Here is an 18,454-nt window from a genome sequence, read left to right as displayed (position 1 = left end):
CCTCTTCATCAAAATATTCTAACAGTGATTTACAATCTTGAATATCTATAGTACTTCAGGATCAATCAATAAGGCTCTTTTTTGAAATTCTCTGGGTGTCATTGTGGTTTCCTTTTTAAAAGCCGTATAAAATGAAGACGTGGAATTAAACCCTACATCAAAAGCTAACGCTTCTATTTTATTATTTGCAGTATTAGGGTCTCTAAGTTTTTGCTTAATCTCCTCTATCCTCATATAATTGATCACCTCAGGAAATGTCTTTTTATATTTTTCTTTAATCGTAGTCGAAATAATATACTTGGGTATATCTATAATTTTAGAAAACTCTGCTAAGGAAATACCATGTTTATGGTATAACTTTTCTAATTCTAATGCCTTTACGATTGCATCTATATGTTCGGGTTTTAGTATTGTTTTACTGATCGCTTTCATAAGTGTTGGTGGATACTTTAGCATATAAGTAAACAAACCACTAATAATTAATGACGAAATAGCAGTGCCAATAACATACCACTGAATAGTTGGTGTAAAATATTGAATTAGAAAAACAATAAACAACAAAGTCATTGTAACAAATATGGCCTTATCTAATTTTAAAATCGTTTGCACTTTTTTACGATATAAAAATTTAAAAAAAATATACGATAGATAGATTATAAGGCTAATGCTACATCCTAAATAGAACTCATTGAAGAAGTTTTCTAAATAAACAATAAACATAAACCCTACAATTGGGAATACTAAATGCAAATATTCAACACTTCGGAAATTGGTAAGTTCTTTAGAATAACTATACTTAAAATACCAATATGTTAATGGTCCAAAACAAGAAAAACCAAGAAACCCAATAGCAATACCAAAAGCTGGCATATAGGATGGTTTACTTACCACAATGTAAAAGAAAATTGATTTCGAAATCCTTAATGCTATGGCAATTATTAAAAGTATTAGGAATGTTTTTTTAAACGTTTTTTCTTTTATACCAACTATAAGATAGATAATTATAAAAAGGCACATAGCTATTGATATACCTGAAAAAATAGAAAGTAAATAATAGATTCCCATAGGCTACAAAATACTCGAAATTTTAAATTGATAACTGAGTTTGTCTTGTTAAAAAAATCACAAACTTATATCCTGTTTTCTATAATCAAGAGAGAATTATAGGACTAACCTTATAGTTTCGCTATCATTAAACATTTGACAGAATAATTAGGTTAAACTTATGGCTAATCGTGCTGTAAACTTAAAATAAAAGATAATATTCACTATAGAGTACAGAAATAGAGATTCAATCTTTTAAAGAACAGACTCAAAAAATAATGACTTAAAATAATTAAAAACAATACGATGACGACAAGACTTTTTACAATTTTAGCTTCAATTACATTTATGCTTAATCTCAATGCACAGCGTTCAAATGCATTTCATACTTTAAATATGCCTAGTAATAGTCCCGAGGTTACCGAAATGCAAAAATTAGGGGTAACGCAAATTGAAATTAGTTATCACAGCCCTGCACTTAGAGACAGAGACGTTTGGAATAATCCTGGAGTCATTCCTCAAAATGGTGATCCAATCCCTTGGCGCGCTGGAGCTAATATGAATACAACAATAACTTTTAGTACAGATGTTTCAATTGAAGGACAACCTTTAAAGGCAGGTACTTATGGGTTTCATATTATTCCAAATGGCAATGAATTTAAGTTGCTTTTTGCTCATAATCATAATCAATGGGGAAGTTACTATCTAGATATAGACAAAGACATTACACTTAGTGTTGATGTAATCGGTATAAGCTGTGAAAAATCCGAACAGTTAGATTATGAATTTCTAAACCGAACCGAGAACTCTGTGGTTATCGGATTAGAATGGGGTGAAAAAAGAATACCATTTACTGTAAGCGTCGATCTTAACAAAACCGTAGTTGAAAATCTAAGAAGCGAACTAAGAGGCATTAACACATATCATTGGCAAGCGTGGAATGATGCTGCTAATTGGTGCTTAACCCATGATACAAATCTCGAAGAAGCTTTAGAGTGGGCAGAGCGCTCTATCAATGGAGGATACAATAGGTATGCAGCTAATAAAAATCTTGTAAACCTAACCACTAAAGCCAAAATAGAACAAAAGCTAAACAGAACTCAAGACTTAAAAAATACAATTGAAGAAGCTCTTACTACCATAGGATCTGCTTACGATGTTAATACACTTAGTATGTTTTTAATACGAAACAAAAATTATGAAAAAGCTTTAGAACTAAGTAATATAGGCCTTAAAGATCATCCAGGCACCTGGTACATAATGCTTAATCATGGTATTTGTAATTATTTTTTAGGGAAGAAAAAAGCGGCACTAAAAATGCTCGAAAAATCTCATAAAAACACACCCGATGCCTATAAAAAATACGTGCAAAAAGTTTTAGACGAAGTAAAAAATGGTACTTATAAATTATAAATGAGCATACATTTTTAATTCTAAATATAATGACTAGCAATAGTATTGTACTAATGGTGTGTTAATTGAATATATAAAAGGTGGTTTGTTTTACTTAAGCGAGTAAATTAGATTATATTTATATTTCAAAAACCAACCATCATGAAAAAATCAGCTACAATTTTATTTTGCTTTATAACTTTATTAGTCTTTCAGAATTGTTCCAGTGTGAAAGTTTTAGATTCTTGGAAAAGTGATACTGTTTCTGACGTAAAGAATAGAAATTTTTTAGTTGTTGCACGCTCTACAAATAAGCAGGCGCGTTTAGCTTTTGAGAACGAAATCGTTAAACAAATGGCGTCTAAAGGGTATAAGGCCACAGCGAGTTATGCCAAATTTGGTGACATGAAACCCAATGAAAAACCCTCAGAAAGTAACAAAGAACAAATTAAAAAATTATTAGAGGCAGAGGGCTTTGATGGCGTTGTACTTACAGTAATGAAAGATTACCTGGAAGAAACCAGAGTAGAAAAAGAAGGAGGTTACTATGAAGGCGGAAACTATTATGGCTATTACCCTAGATATTATGGTGGTTTCTACACCTATTATCGTCACCCCATGTCCATGACTACTCTTGGTAATTATGTTCCAGAAACCATAAACACAAGTACCTCTAAAATTTATATTTTAGAAACTACTGTATATGATCTAAAAGCAACTGATAACAATCAGCTTGTCGCTATAGTTACTAGTAAATTAGATAATCCTGAAAGTGCTTCTGAAGCGGCTTCTGCCTATGTTAAAAAAGTAGCGGCAAGTTTAAAATAAGAAAGCATGTGTGCTTTTAAAAGTGCTATAATCTAAGGGTGATTTCATTTGTTTTGAGTCTTAATATCATCAACAATTGTTAAGACTCATAACAAATCACTTAAACCCACGCTCATTTTGAATATGCTCATAAGCGCTTTGCACCTGTCTAAATTTTTCTTCTGCACCTTCTTGGTGCTCCTTACCTAAATGCCCAACTCGATCTGGATGGTATTTCTTTGCCATTTTACGATAGGCTTTTTTAACGGCATCGTCAGAGGCATTTTTATCAACTTCTAATATTTTATAAGCGTTATTGGTTTCATCATAAAACATCGCTTTAATACTTTCAAAATCTTTATTACTAATACCCAGATAACCCGACATAGTATAAATTTGTTTTATTTCTACCTCAGCAACGTGTCCATCGGCTTTAGCAATACCAAATAAAAAGTGAAGTAATTGTAATCGTGAAGCATGATCCATCATTTGGCGAATTTGCATGCAAACCTTGCGCATTGACACATTTTGCTTACTAATACGCTTAAATAATTCAAAAGCACGATTGGCACGGTCAGCACCATACATGTTTCTAAACTGTTGACGTACAAAATCTAATTCGCGCTGATCTTGCTTACCATCGGCCTTAATAATTATTGAAGCTAAAATCAATAAACTTACCTCAAAATCGCCTGACTGCGTTTTTGGCCTTTGATCTCTTCGGGTTTGTTTTGGACGTTGGCGATAGGGATCTCGTTGACGTGATTTTCCAGCTTGGTGCTCACCAAGTAACGGTGCGCCATTACCAGATAAATTATCTACAAAACTTCCTAAAGCCAAACCAATTATAGCGCCAATTGGCCCTCCAAAAGACCAGCCAATGGCACCTCCTATCCATTTTGCAAAACTCATATATTAACTATAGATTTTATGAATGCATAAATATACTATTAGTTAGTGTATTACATATACTAATTGTTACACATTTGTATCTTTGCATTTCTAAAGTGTTAATTTAAAAAAAGATATATGTACCCAGCAGAATTAGTAAAACCAATGCGTGAAGATTTAACAAATGTTGGTTTTGAAGAATTACATACAACAGAAGCTGTCGATGTAGCTATAGCAAAAGAAGGAACGACTTTAGTCGTTGTAAATTCGGTTTGTGGTTGTGCAGCAGCAAATGCAAGACCTGGAGCTCGTATGAGCTTACAAAATGCAAAGCGCCCCAACAATTTAGTGACTGTATTTGCAGGTGTAGATAGAGAAGCTACTGATAAAGCCAGAGAATATATGATTCCTTTTCCACCAAGCTCACCAAGTATGGCACTATTTAAAGATGGAGAATTAGTTCATATGTTAGAACGTCATCATATTGAAGGTCGTCCTGCAGAATTAATTGCAGAAAATCTTATGGATGCTTATAATGAGCATTGCTAAAAAACATTAGAAATTAGAACTATAAAAACTGCGATTAAAATCGCAGTTTTTTGTTTTTAGACGCAACTGTTCCGTTAGTATTGTATCTAATAGTAAAACCTAATGAAGAGATTACTTTTAATATTATTAATTCTACTGTCTTTTTGTTCATGTGATTACTATTATAGCTATGATTTAAGCATAACAAATGCTACGGAATCAGATTTACAAGTAAAAGCATACCGACTCAACGAAGATAATGAGTTAGAAACTTTCTTTGATAAGTTAATTCCACCTAACAGTTCATTACAATTTGACATTTTACAACGAGGAGGTAATTGTTCTAAAGATTGTCCTGTAAACCCTCTTAATCAAGATTATTTTACAGAAGACTGGAGTTTAGATAGTCTTGTTGTGATTAAAGATAACATTGGTATAAGTGAATATGTTAATACTATTTCTAATTGGGAATTTCGATCAGAGCCACAAGTTGGAATATATGAAATTACACTTTTTAATTCAGACTTTGAATAGGTTTTCTAAATTTGCATTATGCAAAAACTACTAGCTTACCCTATAACCATTTTATATTTTATTTGCTTTGGTCTAACCTTGGTAGTTTTTCACCCTTTACAATGGGTATGTAAAAACATATTTGGTTATCAAGCTCATAAAATTAGTGTAGATTGGTTACAGTTTTTTATTATGCGAAGCCTTAATGTTTTAGGCACCACATTTTCTTTTACCAATCCTCATACCATAGAAAAAGGCATTCCGTTAATAATTGTTACCAATCACCAAAGTATGTACGATATTCCTCCTTTGATTTGGTATCTGAGAAAACACCATGTAAAGTTTATTAGTAAAAAAGAATTGGGTAAAGGTATACCTAGTGTCTCTTACAATTTACGCCATGGAGGTTCGGTACTTATTGATAGAAAAGACCCCTTAGGCTCTATTAAAGCTATTGAAGATTTTGCTAAACGCATAGAAAAAAACAAATGGGCTGCCGTTATTTTTCCTGAAGGTACACGAAGCAGGGACGGTAAGCCAAGACCTTTTAAGACCAAAGGTTTACTCACCATGATAAAACACGCACCTAATGCTTTGGTGGTACCAATCACCATAAACAATTCATGGAAAACCTTACGTTATGGAAAATTTCCCATGGGACTGGGTGCTAATATATCATACATAGTCCACAAACCCTTAAAAGCTGATACGTTTGAAGATAAACTAGAATTGATTAACCTTATTGAAACCCAAGTAAAAAGTAGTATAGCAGAATGAGCAATAACGAAAAACTCATAGACTCTACAATCGCTTATGTAAAGCAAGAATTAAAAGATGCTGAAGGTGGGCATGATTGGTTTCATATAGAACGCGTGTATAAAAATACTTTACTTATTGCTAAAAATGAAAATGTAGATAACACCGTTGTTGCTTTAGCTGCTTTACTACATGATATTGCCGACCCCAAATTTTATAATGGCGACGAAAGTATTGGACCTCAAAAAGCAAGTGAATTTCTATTAAAGCAAAATGTGGATAGTAAAGTTATAGAGCATGTGATGCAAATCATTGAAAACATGTCTTTTAAAAATTCTTTTGATTTAAATACCTCGTTTACATCAAAAGAAATGGAAGTCGTACAAGATGCCGATCGATTAGATGCTATCGGAGCTATTGGTATTGCACGTTGTTTTAATTATGGTGGGTATAAAAATAGAGCTCTATATAACCCAGATATTTCCCCAAACCTTAATATGACCAAAGCTGAATATAAAGCAACAAAAGCACCTACTATAAATCATTTTTATGAAAAATTACTATTGTTAAAAGACCAAATGCATACTAAAACAGGAAGACGGATCGCTGAAAAACGCCATGCTTTTATGGAACTATATCTTAAGCAGTTCTATGGCGAATGGGATGGTGAAAAATAAGTTAGCTCTCCTTAGCTACTTCTAAAGCCGTTAATTTATATTCAATAATCGCCATTTCTTCACCATAATTTATAAGTTCATCGGCTGTTAAATCATCTTTAGAATTGACCAATTTTAGAATTTCTTTACCTTTTGCTGTATAATAATCTATTGCAAAATCAATTTTCTTATCCATAATTCCTAAGATTTATTGCACCATTAGTTTTAATTCGCTTCTGTATTTAGAAGCACTCTTACCTGTAAATTCTTTAAATAACTTATTAAAATGCGAAAAATTATTAAACCCACACTCGTAACATATATCTGTAATACTCATTTGACTCTCAGATAACAGCTTAGTGGCATGGACTACACGGTACTCGTTAACTAATTTGGTAAACGTTTTTCCTGTTACTTTTTTAAAATAGCGACAAAAGGCCGGAACTGTCATACTCACCTTATCTGCAATTTCATCTAAACTAATATGCTCTTGAAAATTTTGGTTAATGTGCTTAAATATTAAATCAATCTTAGCACTATCCTGTGGTTCAGTTTCAAAAGTAAAACCATCAGCATTTAAAATGGTATAATCTTCGGACTTTGCCAAACCATGCAAAATTTCGAGGAGTACTAATATTTTTTTAAATCCTTCTTTCTCTGAAAGTTTTTCAATCTTTTGTCCAATTTTCTTTTTTGTCTTTACACCAAATAAAATACCACTTTTAGCACGTTCAAATAAATTATTGATGCTTTCCATTTCTGGAACATTAAAAAAATACTCCCCTAAAAACTCTTGTCTAAATTGAACGATAGTTTCTGTACCGTTAACAGTAAGACGATCGGTAAATCCGTTGTGAGGTAAATTAGACCCAATAAGTAATAATTGACTGTTGTTAAAGTATGATAAATGGTTACCTATATGACGCTTTCCTTTTCCTTTGTTAACGTAGACCAATTCTATTTCTGGGTGAAAATGCCAGAAAGGCTTGTTCTCCCCAATATACGCTTCGTGTTTTATAACACGCATAGAACTCCCAAATTCAGGACTTATTCTTTCTAAAGTAGGTTTTCGCTTTGTTTTATTCATAACTATACAGTTCATACAAATTTAGTTCTAATTGTAAAACAAAAACTATGCCCAATTACCATTAATATGTGTTATTTTAACCCAACAATACATTAAAGATTAAATTAGGGTTAATTTTGAACACAAATTCACCAATATTCTTGTTTTCTACTTCTAGCTTCTAAAATACCTTTGTACCGTTAATTTTAGTTTAACCCCAAAAAATGAAAAGAATGAAAACAATTATTAAACGTATTTTGGTAGTAGCGGTGATGTTGGGAACATACACTAGCTACGCAAGTGAGACACTAAACGTATTACCTACAATTAAATTGGTAAACGAGGGAGACCATATATCAGTAACTAATCCTTTTGGTAAAGTCATCTTCAGTAGTCGTATTAAACACTCAGGTGATATCACAAAATTATTTGATTTTAGTCAATTAAGCGATGGTATTTATAATGTTGAAATAGGTAAAGCTTTTGAAATTGAAAGTTTCAATTTTAAAGTAGAAGACCATAAAACTGTGCTGATAACAGAGTCTCAAGAAAAGATTTTTAAGCCTGTAATTAGAACAGAAGACAGTCAACTTATTGTTTCTAAAATAGCTTTGGACTCTAACAAAATGTATGTGAAGCTTTACTTTGAAGATGAATTAATACATGCCGAAACCATAGAAGGTAGTGAAAATATCATAAACAGAGTTTACAGATTAGATAAAACTCATCGCGGTAACTACAGTGCAGTAATAAAAACCAACGATAGAGTGTATATCAAAAATTTCAGTCTATAAATCATTGTTTATGTAATTAGTTATTTTTTTAGATGAAGAGTGGGCTATAAAAGCCCACTTTTTTTTAAAATAATTTCATTTGTCCATCCTTATATTGTTCATGCAAAGTGGTATTTAGTTTTGGCATTGCTTTATCCTTAAAATATTTAGATCTGGCCAGCTTAACCAAATCATTGATCTGCTTTGCTATTTGCCCTTCTCCTCTCATTCTTACCCCAAATCGACTTTCATTTAAAGTGCCCCCATGGCAACTCTCTATTTGATGCAAAACTTTATCTGCTCTATCTGGCATGGTTTTTCTAATCCAATCGGTAAAAATCTCACCAATAGCTCCATTAAGTCTAACAATAGTATGGGCAATACTTAAAGCTCCTGCTTCTGATACTGCTTTAGCCATTGGTAAAATCTCATGACTATTAATTGACGGAATTATTGGTGCCAACATTACATTTACAGGAATGTCGTTAGAGCTTAATTTTTCTACAACTTTTAGTCGCCTTTTTATTGTAGCTGTTCTTGGTTCTAATATGCGTCTTGTGTCTTCAGACAGTGATGTTATAGATACATTAACTGAAATCAAATTATCCTTAGCTAAAGCTTTGACTAGGTCTAAATCTCTCAATATTAAAGCATTTTTAGTAATGATTGCCGTTGGGTGTTTGTACCTTAAAAATACCTCTAAGCATTGTCTGGTAAGTTGAAATTTTTGCTCTGCTGGTTGATAACAATCAGTATTGCCAGACATGACAATAGGATGCGCTTTCCAGCTTTTCTTTTTAAGTAATGCCTCTAAAAGTTTAGGAGCTGTTTTCTTAACCAAAATCCGTCTTTCAAAATCTAATCCTGCACTATAACCCCAAAACTCATGACTATTGCGTGCATAACAATAAATACAACCATGTTCGCAACCTTGATACATGTTCATGGAATATGCCATCCCAACATCTGGGCTCTTCACTTTGTTAACTATAGTCTTAGGAAAAACATTGAGGTATTGCGTCTTGTTCTTATCGACAATTTCTCCTTCTTTCTCACAGAACTCCAAAAAGTCGTCTCGCATCTCGTGCGATAATTCAAAAAAACGGTTATGTATATTGCGTTGGGCACCACGTCCTTTGATTATTTTTTTATTAATCATATGTGTTAATTATTTTTAAATATACAAATAAATTCAATTTAAAAATATTACATATGTTTTAATTTATCAATAATGAGGATTATTGTTTTCAGAAAAAGTAGAGTTATAAAATTACCTATTATTTACGTCGAAATGTATTAATAACAGATTGGGTTGTTCACAAATAATGTAAGAATTTATTAATAGGAAAGCGCTTTAAATAAAATCACTCAGAAAAGGTTAATATATAATAGTAATAAGTTAAAATACTTGTTTTAAACAACTTAAATATTATTGAGATTTGTAAAAAACAGAATCATGAAAAAGAAACATATCTTATTAATGCTTCTTAGCCCAATCTTATTCTTAGTCTTTATAATGCTAAGTCCTTTTTATTTATTACACATGCTTGTAGATAGCAGGTCTAATAAATTAGAACCTTTGTAGAGTTTATTTTCCAGGAAAATTAGCTTTGCGTTTTTCTAAAAATGCCGTAGTACCTTCAGCAAAATCTTCAGTGTCAAAACACTTCCCAAATTGCTTAATTTCAACCTTATAGCCATCCTTACCATCCTTATAGTTTGCATTAATAGCTTTTATTGCTTTACCTATAGCAACCGAAGAGTTCTTCATAATTTTGCTTGCTATCTTTTCGCAAAGTGGTAATAATTCTTCTTGCTCAACAACGTGATTAACTAAACCATATTTTAAAGCTTCATTAGCATCAATCATACCTGCAGTCATAACCATTTCCATGGCTTTACCCTTACCAACCAACTGCGGTAGGCGTTGGGTACCTCCATAACCAGGAATTACACCTAAGGATGTTTCTGGTAAACCCATTCTTGCATTACTACTTGCTATTCTAAAATGGCAAGACATGGCTAATTCCAGCCCTCCGCCTAAAGCAAATCCATTTACTGCAGCAATAACAGGGGTGCTCAAATTTTCTACAAAATCGAATAATAATTCTTGACCTTGAGCTGCTAGCTCTGCTCCTTCATTTACATCAAAATTTGCAAACTCTCTAATATCAGCACCCGCTACAAATGCTTTTTCTCCGCTTCCGGTTACAATAATAACTTTAGTATCCGCATTACTATTGGCTTCATCAAAAGCATCATGCAATTCTTTAATAGTCGCTTTGTTTAAAGCATTTAATTTGCTTGGTCTGTTTATGGTAATGGTTGTAATTCCGTTTTGGTATTGGGATAGTATATTTTCGTAGCTCATAAAACTTAGTTTTCTTCCCTTAAAGCAGAGAAGCTAGTGGTTTTTTAATTCGATTTATTCCTTAGGAAAAGTCACTGTAAAAGTAGTTCCTTGTCCTTGTTGAGATACAAAGGTAATACTTCCGTTATAAGTTTCCACAATGTTTTTTACCATTGCTAATCCTAGTCCCATTCCACTGGTTTTAGTCGTAAACTTTGGTTCAAAAACCTTGTCTTTATTTTCTTCTGAAATACCAGAGCCATTGTCTTCTATTGTAATCTTCACATCTTCATTTTCACTAAAAACCTTAACTGTGATTTTAGGGTTTTCAAAGTTTTCTGGCATAGCCTGAATCCCATTTTTAACTAGGTTAGTAACAACTCTGATCAATTGTGTTCTGTCAAACTTAGCTATTATCTTTTCTGCTTTGGCTTCAAACGTAATGTAGTGTTCATTAAAAATATCTAAGGCCAGCTTTACAATATGTACGACATCTAAAACTTCGCTTTTTTGTGCTGGCATCTTAGCAAAGTTTGAAAATGCAGAAGCAATAGAACTCATCGTATCAATCTGCTGAATTAAAGTGTTACTATATTCTTCAACTTTTTGATGAATGTTCTCATCCTCTGGATTAAATTTTCGCTGAAAACTCTGCACACTCAAACGCATGGGTGTCAATGGATTCTTAATCTCATGGGCGACTTGTTTTGCCATTTCTCTCCAAGCTTGTTCGCGTTCACTTGTAGCTAATTTTACAGCACTTGCCTCAAGTTCGTCTATCATACTGTTGTATGAATTAACAAGCGTTTCAATTTCTTCACTAGAAGATTCTATCTGTATTTTTTTGTTGCGTTTTTCAAGCCGTGTTTCATTCATTTTATCACTAATGGTTTTTAGTGATTTGGTAATGAATTTTGAAATAAAATATGCAAATACAATAGCAGCCAAGATCATTGCTAAATAAGCATAGCCCAAACGCAATAAAAATTCATTAAGTTCTTTATTAAGAAAGTCATCGTTCTCTAGATAAGGGAGATTGAGGATGGCTAGGTTTTTAAATTTTTTATCTGTTATATAAGAGTAAGATGACTGAAACGTTTGACCATTTTCTTCTTTTTTGACCACATAACGGTGCTCAGCTGTATTTGATAACTGATTTAGAACCTCAGCATCTAAACAACCCTCTATTGTATCGCGCTGAATTGTACGCTTAGAACTTATTAATAGTTGCCCATCTAAATCATAAAGATTAATTTGAAGATTATGAATAGCATCAATATCAAAAATCTCTTCTTTAAAAATAAGCGGAATATTTTCTGTAGTTATTGGGTAAGTGGTCTTTTCTCTAATAACCAGATCAATACTCTTGCGAATAGCTTTTTCTTTACGCTCTAGTCGCTCTCTATGATAATCTCTGGCCTCTTCGTTATATTGATAGATGGTTACTGCAGCAATTAAAATTGAAGCCAATAACACTAAAAGTATCATAGCTACAAATATTCTTGCTCTTAAAGACAGTCGTTTAATTTTCATACAATTACCAAGCCTTTAGCATGATCTTTAGCGTTAATTTGAGATTTTAAATATAACAATAATCAAGCCAATTAGGCATTTGAATTCTTAGAACGTATGCTTTTATAAAGTTTAAAACCAAGCATAATTAAAATCCCTAAGACTATAATACCAATAACACCAAAAATCCAATTTATTGAGTTTTTTAGAATCACTAAAAACACCACAGCAAATAAGATAAATGTGGCTCCCTCATTCCAAATACGCATAAAATTGGATGTAACTTTTACTTCGTCTTTTTGAAGTTGTTTATAGTACACATGTGTTTTATAGTGATATATAAAAAGTAAAATAATAAAGACTAATTTTACGTGCATCCAGCCTTGCTCTAGCCAAACAGGCTGAAGTACTATGAGCCAAATTGCAAAAATTGTAGCTAATATTGCTGAGGGCCAGGTAATGATAAACCACAAGCGTTTTGCCATAAGTTTTAACTGCCTACCTAAAATTTCTTTTTCTGGGGATGGTTTGTGAAAAGCTTCTATTTGATACACAAACAATCTAGGAATGTAAAACAAGCCCGCAAACCAAGTGATTACAAAAATAAGGTGTAATGATTTTATGTAATTATAGTATTCCATTAATCTTCAACAAATAAATAATTTAATTGTTTTAAGTTGAAAGCTGAATTAAAGGCTTTAACCTCATCATTTAAAATTGTATTAAATGAAGATAGCTGTTTTTCAATCTTAGCAGTCAATTCATTTTTAACAACAATATCTTGTTCTGTTGGTGCAAAATCACCCATACTTACTAATGAATTTAAATGACCTAGTTTATTAGTTAGCTTAATTGGAAAGTTTAATGGATCTTGGGCACTTCTGTTTTTGGTTTGATACAATTCTTTTTCGATGTTAGACAATTGCTCTTCTAAAGCTTTAGCCTTTTCTACTAATTGCTTAACATTTTCATCGTCTTCATATTGTTTTTGAAAAGCAGCTAATTGTTTATTGATATTCCTAATCTTCTTAATGGATTTATGAGCTTTATCCATGGTTTTATTTACATCTTTAATAAAGTTGAATTGTTTTTGCATATCATCTAAAGAGCTCTCAGCTCTAGGATCTGCAAGAATAGTAAATGATTGCAATTGTGTTTCGTCATTAACATTTAAACTCACTTTATATTGTCCCGGAATTGCTCTTGGTCCTTGTAAACTTGCCCACCACAGAATCATGTCTTCTAATCGTTCTGCACCATTATATGTCATATCCCATATAAACTGATTGGCGCCTTTCTTTACCTCTAACTTATTTTTTTTATCCTCCGTTGAAAAAGTTTTAATTGTATCCCCTTTAGTATCAAAATAGGTAAGTGATATTTTATCATCTTTTTTGTAATCTTTTAAATTAAAGTATGTAATAACACCGTTAGGATGGTTAGTACCTGCAGTTTTACTGTCTTGTCTACTTCTTCCACGCATTCTATAGGTGTCTTTTGGTTTAAATAATACATTGTTACTTAAGTCTGCATCATATAATTGGTGAATAACAGTTAAATCGTCTATCATCCAAAGGCTTCTCCCTTGTGTGGCAACAATTAAATTATTGTCTTTAATAGTTATGTCGGTAATTGGAACAATTGGTAAATTCAACTGAAAAGGTTTCCAATCTTTTCCGTCATTGAAAGAAATATACATTCCTGTTTCTGTACCTGCATACAATAACCCTTTTCGCGTTGGATCTTCTCTTAAAGCTCTTGTAAAATGCTCTTCATTAACCCCTTTGGTAATTTTTTTCCATGTTTGACCATAATCCGTTGTTTTATATAAGTAAGGAGTAAAGTCTCCTGTTTTATATTTAGTGCCAGCAACGTAACACGTTCCAGGATCGAAGACACTAGGCTCAATACTGTTTATCATCATCCATTCTGGCATGCCTTTAGGGGTAACATTATCCCAGGTTTTCCCTCCATCTTTAGTTAAATGAATTAAGCCGTCATCACTGCCAACCCATAGTAAACCTTCTTTTAATTGTGATTCCTGAGCGGAAAAAATGGTACAATAATACTCAACAGAGGTATTATCTTGCGTTATTGGACCGCCTGAAGATTTTAATTTTTCAGAATCATTACGAGTTAAATCTGGACTGATTATATCCCAAGACTGTCCTTCATTTTCCGTAACATGAACATGTTGAGAAAATGTATAAAGTCGGTTAGGATTATGCTTTGAAAATATAATCGGAAAGTTCCACTGAAAACGGTACTTCATACCTTCAGCACCATGACCCATTGGGTTGTCTGGCCAAACATTTATAGCTCTAACGGTCCCTGTTTTATGGTTGACTCTAGTTAGGAAACCATCATAACTTCCTCCATAAACTATATCATTATCTTCAGGATCAATGGCAATATGAGCCGATTCGCCTCCAGCTGTAGATTCCCAATCGTCTTCATCAATAGACCAACCATCTGTACGATGTGGTATTCTAATTGTGGAGTTATCTTGCTGTGCCACATAAATACGATATGGAAATGCGTTGTCTGTAGTAACACGATAAAACTGGGATGTTGGTTGGTTATGGTAAGTACTCCATGTATCACCTCCATCATATGTTATCTGAGCACCTCCATCATCTCCGATAATCATGCGTTTTGGATTTTCTGGTGCTATCCATAAATCGTGGTGATCGCCATGTGGTGCATTGTGTGTACTAAACGTCTTTCCTCCATCAGTACTTTTATGATAACGTACATTTAATACATAGACTTTATTAACATCTTCAGTATCGGCATAAACACGCGTGTAATACCAGGCACGTTGCCGCAGCTTTCGTTCGCTATTTACCAGAGCCCAGGTTTCACCTCCATCTTCGCTTCCATATAGACCTCCTTTATCTTTATTTTCAATAATAGCCCAAATACGTTGATTGTTTACTGGTGAAACCGTAACACCAATAATTCCTAATGTTCCTTCGGGAAATCCTTTTTTAGTTGAAATTTCCGTCCAGGTTTCACCACTGTCTGTACTCTTCCAAAGCGCAGAGCCTTCGCCGCCAGAACTTAAACTGTATGGTGTACGTCGCACGCGCCAAGTGGAAGCATATAAAATTCTAGGATTTGTTGGATCCATAATCAGGTCTACAACACCCGCATGTTCGTTTGAAAATAATGTCTTTTTCCAAGTTTTTCCACCATCTATACTTTTATAAACTCCACGTTCTTTTGTTGGTTTATAAATATTACCCATAACACCTGCATAAACAATATTATGATTGGTTGGGTGAATCGCTATTCGCGGGACGTGTCTGGATTTTTTTAATCCTAGTTCTATCCATGTTTTTCCTGCATCAACACTTTTCCAGATGCCATAACCAGAAGACACATTTCCTCTTACTGTTTTTTCTCCGCCGCCAACATAAATTACATTTGGGTCACTCTTAGAGACCGCAATAGAACCTATACTCCCGCCAAAATAACCATCCGAAATGTTCTCCCATTGCCGACCTCCATTGTTTGTCTTCCATATACCTCCTCCTGTAGATCCAAAATAGTATAAGTTTGGTTGACTTGGCACTCCAGTAACCGCTGCACTTCGCCCTCCTCTAAAGGGCCCAAGCAACCTATATTCTAAAGCATCATAATCCGATTCTTGAAAGTTTTGCGCTTCACTATTTAATGCAAAAATTGATAGCAATACGACTATAATAGTTCGGGATTTCATAAAGAATTAGTCATTAGTTATAGAATCTTAAAATTACGGATTAAAAATTATTCTGTCTCCTTAGGGAGTAAATTTAACTTTACCTCTCGATGTAAAAAATATGTTGTTACAATAGTTGCTAATACATCCGAAATCGGAAACGCTATCCAGACACCTAATTCGCCATAGAATTTTGGTAAGATTAAAATTAAAGGAATAAAGAAAAAACCTTGTCTTGCTAGAGTGAGTAGTAGTGCAGGAATTGCTTTACCAATTGCTTGAAAATAAGCCGCGCCAATTAACTGAATCCCAATTATTGGTGTGACTGCAAATACCCAACGCATTGCTGGAGGTGTTTTTTTAAGTACCTCAGCATCTTGTGTAAATAGCCTTGTTATAGCATCAGGAAAAACCATTAAAAACACAAATATTATAGCTGCTAATAAAACACCATACTTAATAGCTGTTATAATAGTTTCTCTTACACGTTTGTATTGTTCTGCTCCATAATTAAAGCCTGCAATTGGCAAAAACCCTTGTGTAATACCATAAACAGGAAATAATGCAAACATGATCATTCTTCCTACAATAGCGTAAGCTGTAACCGAAGTTTCGCCTCCTAAGTCGAACAAAATGTTGTTCATTAATAAATACGTTACACTTACAATAGCTTGCCTTGCTAAGGTTACAAAACCTAATGCACCAATTTCTTTTACAATGGGAAAATCTAATCCGAAATGTTTGATATTAATTTTTAATTCTGAATTTTTAGACAAGAAAAACCATAGAATAAATAAGAAACATAAGATGTAAGATCCTGTTGTTGCCCATGCTGCACCTGCCATTCCGAAGTCAAATACTTTTATAAAAAGTATATCTAATAGTAAGTTCCCAACGGATGGAAACATCATGGCATACATGGCAAACTTAGGTTTACCTTCAGCACGTATCACGGTATTTCCCATCATACAAAGTGCTAAAACCGGTACTCCGTACAATACAATTTTATAATAAACCTTAGCGGGTTCAAAAATGTCTCCCTTACCACCAAACGCCGGAATAAGGTCATTGATAAACCATAAACCAAAAACGACAAAAACGACTGTGATAACCGAGGTTAATGTAATCTGATTCCCAAATGTCTTACAGGCTTTTAGTTGGTTTTTTCCACCTAATGCTCTCGAAATAATCGAAGAGCCACCTACACCAATGGCCATACCTAATGCAGCAATAAAAAACGAGATGGGTAATACGACATTAATAGCTGCAATAGCAGTTGAGCCTATCCAATTACCAACAAAAATGGTATCAACCAAAATGTTTAGGGACATTACCAGAATACCGATAGATGCAGGAACTGCCTGACGTATCAATAATTTACCAATAGGTTCTTGCCCTAAATCTTGTGTTGACACCTTAGCCATTAAACGGCTGTAGTTTCAGTTACTGCCCATTCTTCTACCATATTGGCAAGTACTTGTGAAAAATCGTCACGATCATTGAGGCAAGGAATAACTGTGAATTCTTCACCACCAACTTCATGGAAGATTTCTTCTCCTTCCATAGCTATTTCCTCAAGCGTTTCTAGACAGTCACTAACAAAAGCAGGAGTAACAATAGCCATTTTTTTAACACCTTCTTTCCCCATGCGTTCAATTGTTCGGTCTGTATAAGGTTTTAACCATGGATCAAATCCAAGTCTGGATTGAAAAGTGGTAGAATAAGTACCGTTTTTCAAGCCTATTTTTTTCGCTACATTAACCGTAGTGATTTCGCACTGATGGCGGTAACAAAATTCATGTTGTGGACTTCCCTTCTTAAAACAACATTTGCCATTCATCTTACAATTGCCGTTAGTAATATCACTCTTACGGATATGTCTTTCGGGAACTCCATGGTAACTAAAAAGAATATGTTCATAATCTAAGCCATCAAGTTTTTCTGCTATACTTTTTGAAAGCACGTTTATATAATCTTCACGATGATAAAATGCTGGTGTACGAGTGATTTTTACATGGGGAAAATATTCTGAAACCAACTCATCAACTTTTACATCAATAGTCTCAGTTGTAGCCATAGCAAATTGTGGATATAGTGGAATGGTTTTGATTTCGGTACAGCCTTTATCTACCAATTCCTGTAGCCCTTTTTTAATGGTCATACTACCATAACGCATAGCTAAAGCTACAGGGTAGTCTACTTGATTTTGCACTTTTTCTTGAAGCCGTTCAGACAAAACGATTAGAGGAGAACCTTCTTCCCACCAAATCTTTTGATAGGCCTTTGCAGACGCCTTTGGTCTTGTGTTTAAAATAATACCTTTAACTAAAAGGGTTCGTGCCCAAAGAGGTACATCAATAACACGCTCGTCCATTAAAAATTCACCTAAGTATCTTTTGACATCTCTAGGGTTTGGGCTGTCTGGCGAACCCAAATTAACTAATAGTACTCCTTTTTTCATGC

The 18,454-nt window shown here is 33.6% G+C and carries 18 protein-coding genes; 7 read left to right on the top strand and 11 right to left on the bottom strand.

Annotated features, from left to right (window positions below):
* Positions 1-45: 45 nt before the first annotated feature.
* A complete protein-coding gene (locus tag Q0912_RS03785; RefSeq protein WP_299112217.1) occupies positions 46-870 on the bottom strand; it encodes an AraC family transcriptional regulator in 825 nt (274 codons plus the stop codon).
* 480 nt (positions 871-1,350) lie between these two features.
* Between Q0912_RS03785 and Q0912_RS03780 the strand changes: the two genes are divergently transcribed.
* Both Q0912_RS03780 and Q0912_RS03775 read left to right on the top strand, forming a co-directional pair.
* Positions 1,351-2,457 (top strand): DUF2911 domain-containing protein, encoded by a 1,107-nt coding sequence (locus Q0912_RS03780; RefSeq protein WP_299112216.1) that lies wholly within the window; start codon positions 1,351-1,353, stop codon positions 2,455-2,457.
* 141 nt (positions 2,458-2,598) lie between these two features.
* Complete coding sequence (locus tag Q0912_RS03775) at positions 2,599-3,264, top strand: hypothetical protein (protein ID WP_299112215.1); 666 nt, start codon at positions 2,599-2,601, stop codon at positions 3,262-3,264.
* A 96-nt stretch (positions 3,265-3,360) separates the two neighbouring features.
* On the opposite strand, the gene Q0912_RS03770 is transcribed toward Q0912_RS03775, so the two are convergent.
* Complete coding sequence (locus Q0912_RS03770) at positions 3,361-4,155, bottom strand: TerB family tellurite resistance protein (RefSeq protein ID WP_299112213.1); 795 nt, start codon at positions 4,153-4,155, stop codon at positions 3,361-3,363.
* Between the two features lie 117 nt (positions 4,156-4,272).
* On the opposite strand from Q0912_RS03770, the gene Q0912_RS03765 reads away from it, so the two are divergent.
* The 4 genes from Q0912_RS03765 to Q0912_RS03750 all read left to right on the top strand — a co-directional run bounded on the left by Q0912_RS03765 (position 4,273) and on the right by Q0912_RS03750 (position 6,608).
* On the top strand, positions 4,273-4,683 hold the full coding sequence (locus tag Q0912_RS03765; protein ID WP_299112211.1) for a BrxA/BrxB family bacilliredoxin: 411 nt from the start codon (positions 4,273-4,275) through the stop codon (positions 4,681-4,683).
* A gap of 102 nt (positions 4,684-4,785) precedes the next feature.
* Entirely contained in the window at positions 4,786-5,196 is a 411-nt protein-coding gene (locus tag Q0912_RS03760; RefSeq protein WP_299112208.1) for a hypothetical protein, read from the top strand.
* An 18-nt stretch (positions 5,197-5,214) separates the two neighbouring features.
* Entirely contained in the window at positions 5,215-5,952 is a 738-nt protein-coding gene (locus Q0912_RS03755) for a lysophospholipid acyltransferase family protein (protein ID WP_299112205.1), read from the top strand.
* Complete coding sequence (locus tag Q0912_RS03750; RefSeq protein WP_299112203.1) at positions 5,949-6,608, top strand: HD domain-containing protein; 660 nt, start codon at positions 5,949-5,951, stop codon at positions 6,606-6,608. Before Q0912_RS03755 ends, Q0912_RS03750 begins: the two co-directional genes overlap by 4 nt.
* 1 nt (position 6,609) lies before the next feature.
* Here Q0912_RS03750 and Q0912_RS03745 read toward each other — a convergent pair whose 3' ends face one another.
* Together Q0912_RS03745 and Q0912_RS03740 are read right to left on the bottom strand one after the other, a co-directional pair.
* Entirely contained in the window at positions 6,610-6,783 is a 174-nt protein-coding gene (locus Q0912_RS03745) for a hypothetical protein (RefSeq protein ID WP_299112201.1), read from the bottom strand.
* Positions 6,784-6,795: 12 nt separating this feature from the next.
* On the bottom strand, positions 6,796-7,674 hold the full coding sequence (locus tag Q0912_RS03740; protein WP_299112199.1) for an AraC family transcriptional regulator: 879 nt from the start codon (positions 7,672-7,674) through the stop codon (positions 6,796-6,798).
* Between the two features lie 212 nt (positions 7,675-7,886).
* Here Q0912_RS03740 and Q0912_RS03735 point away from each other — a divergent pair, with 212 nt between their 5' ends.
* Positions 7,887-8,447 carry a hypothetical protein gene (locus tag Q0912_RS03735; RefSeq protein ID WP_299112197.1) on the top strand — a complete coding sequence of 187 codons (561 nt, stop codon included), beginning with the start codon at positions 7,887-7,889 and terminating at the stop codon, positions 8,445-8,447.
* A gap of 64 nt (positions 8,448-8,511) precedes the next feature.
* On the opposite strand, the gene Q0912_RS03730 is transcribed toward Q0912_RS03735, so the two are convergent.
* From Q0912_RS03730 to hemH, 7 genes are all read right to left on the bottom strand, one after another.
* Positions 8,512-9,585, bottom strand: coding sequence for a PA0069 family radical SAM protein (locus Q0912_RS03730; RefSeq protein WP_299112195.1), 1,074 nt, complete (start codon positions 9,583-9,585; stop codon positions 8,512-8,514).
* A 429-nt stretch (positions 9,586-10,014) separates the two neighbouring features.
* Positions 10,015-10,797: an enoyl-CoA hydratase-related protein gene (locus Q0912_RS03725; protein WP_299112193.1), complete on the bottom strand. Its 783-nt coding sequence runs from the start codon at positions 10,795-10,797 to the stop codon at positions 10,015-10,017.
* Between the two features lie 54 nt (positions 10,798-10,851).
* Entirely contained in the window at positions 10,852-12,309 is a 1,458-nt protein-coding gene (locus Q0912_RS03720; protein WP_299112191.1) for an ATP-binding protein, read from the bottom strand.
* A 71-nt stretch (positions 12,310-12,380) separates the two neighbouring features.
* Positions 12,381-12,929, bottom strand: a complete 549-nt coding sequence (locus Q0912_RS03715; RefSeq protein WP_299112189.1) for a CopD family protein — start codon at positions 12,927-12,929, stop codon at positions 12,381-12,383.
* Positions 12,929-16,012 carry a glycosyl hydrolase gene (locus Q0912_RS03710; RefSeq protein ID WP_299112188.1) on the bottom strand — a complete coding sequence of 1,028 codons (3,084 nt, stop codon included), beginning with the start codon at positions 16,010-16,012 and terminating at the stop codon, positions 12,929-12,931. The genes Q0912_RS03715 and Q0912_RS03710 overlap by 1 nt, the downstream gene beginning before the upstream one ends.
* Positions 16,013-16,059: 47 nt before the next feature.
* Positions 16,060-17,415 (bottom strand): MATE family efflux transporter, encoded by a 1,356-nt coding sequence (locus Q0912_RS03705; protein WP_299112187.1) that lies wholly within the window; start codon positions 17,413-17,415, stop codon positions 16,060-16,062.
* Positions 17,415-18,452: a ferrochelatase gene (hemH, locus tag Q0912_RS03700; protein ID WP_299112186.1), complete on the bottom strand. Its 1,038-nt coding sequence runs from the start codon at positions 18,450-18,452 to the stop codon at positions 17,415-17,417. The genes Q0912_RS03705 and hemH overlap by 1 nt, the downstream gene beginning before the upstream one ends.
* Positions 18,453-18,454 lie beyond the last annotated feature (2 nt).

This window comes from uncultured Winogradskyella sp., assembly GCF_947498345.1.
Taxonomy (GTDB): domain Bacteria; phylum Bacteroidota; class Bacteroidia; order Flavobacteriales; family Flavobacteriaceae; genus Winogradskyella.
The sequence above is the reverse complement of the archived record's forward strand: the minus strand, read 5'-3'. Positions and strand labels throughout refer to the sequence as shown.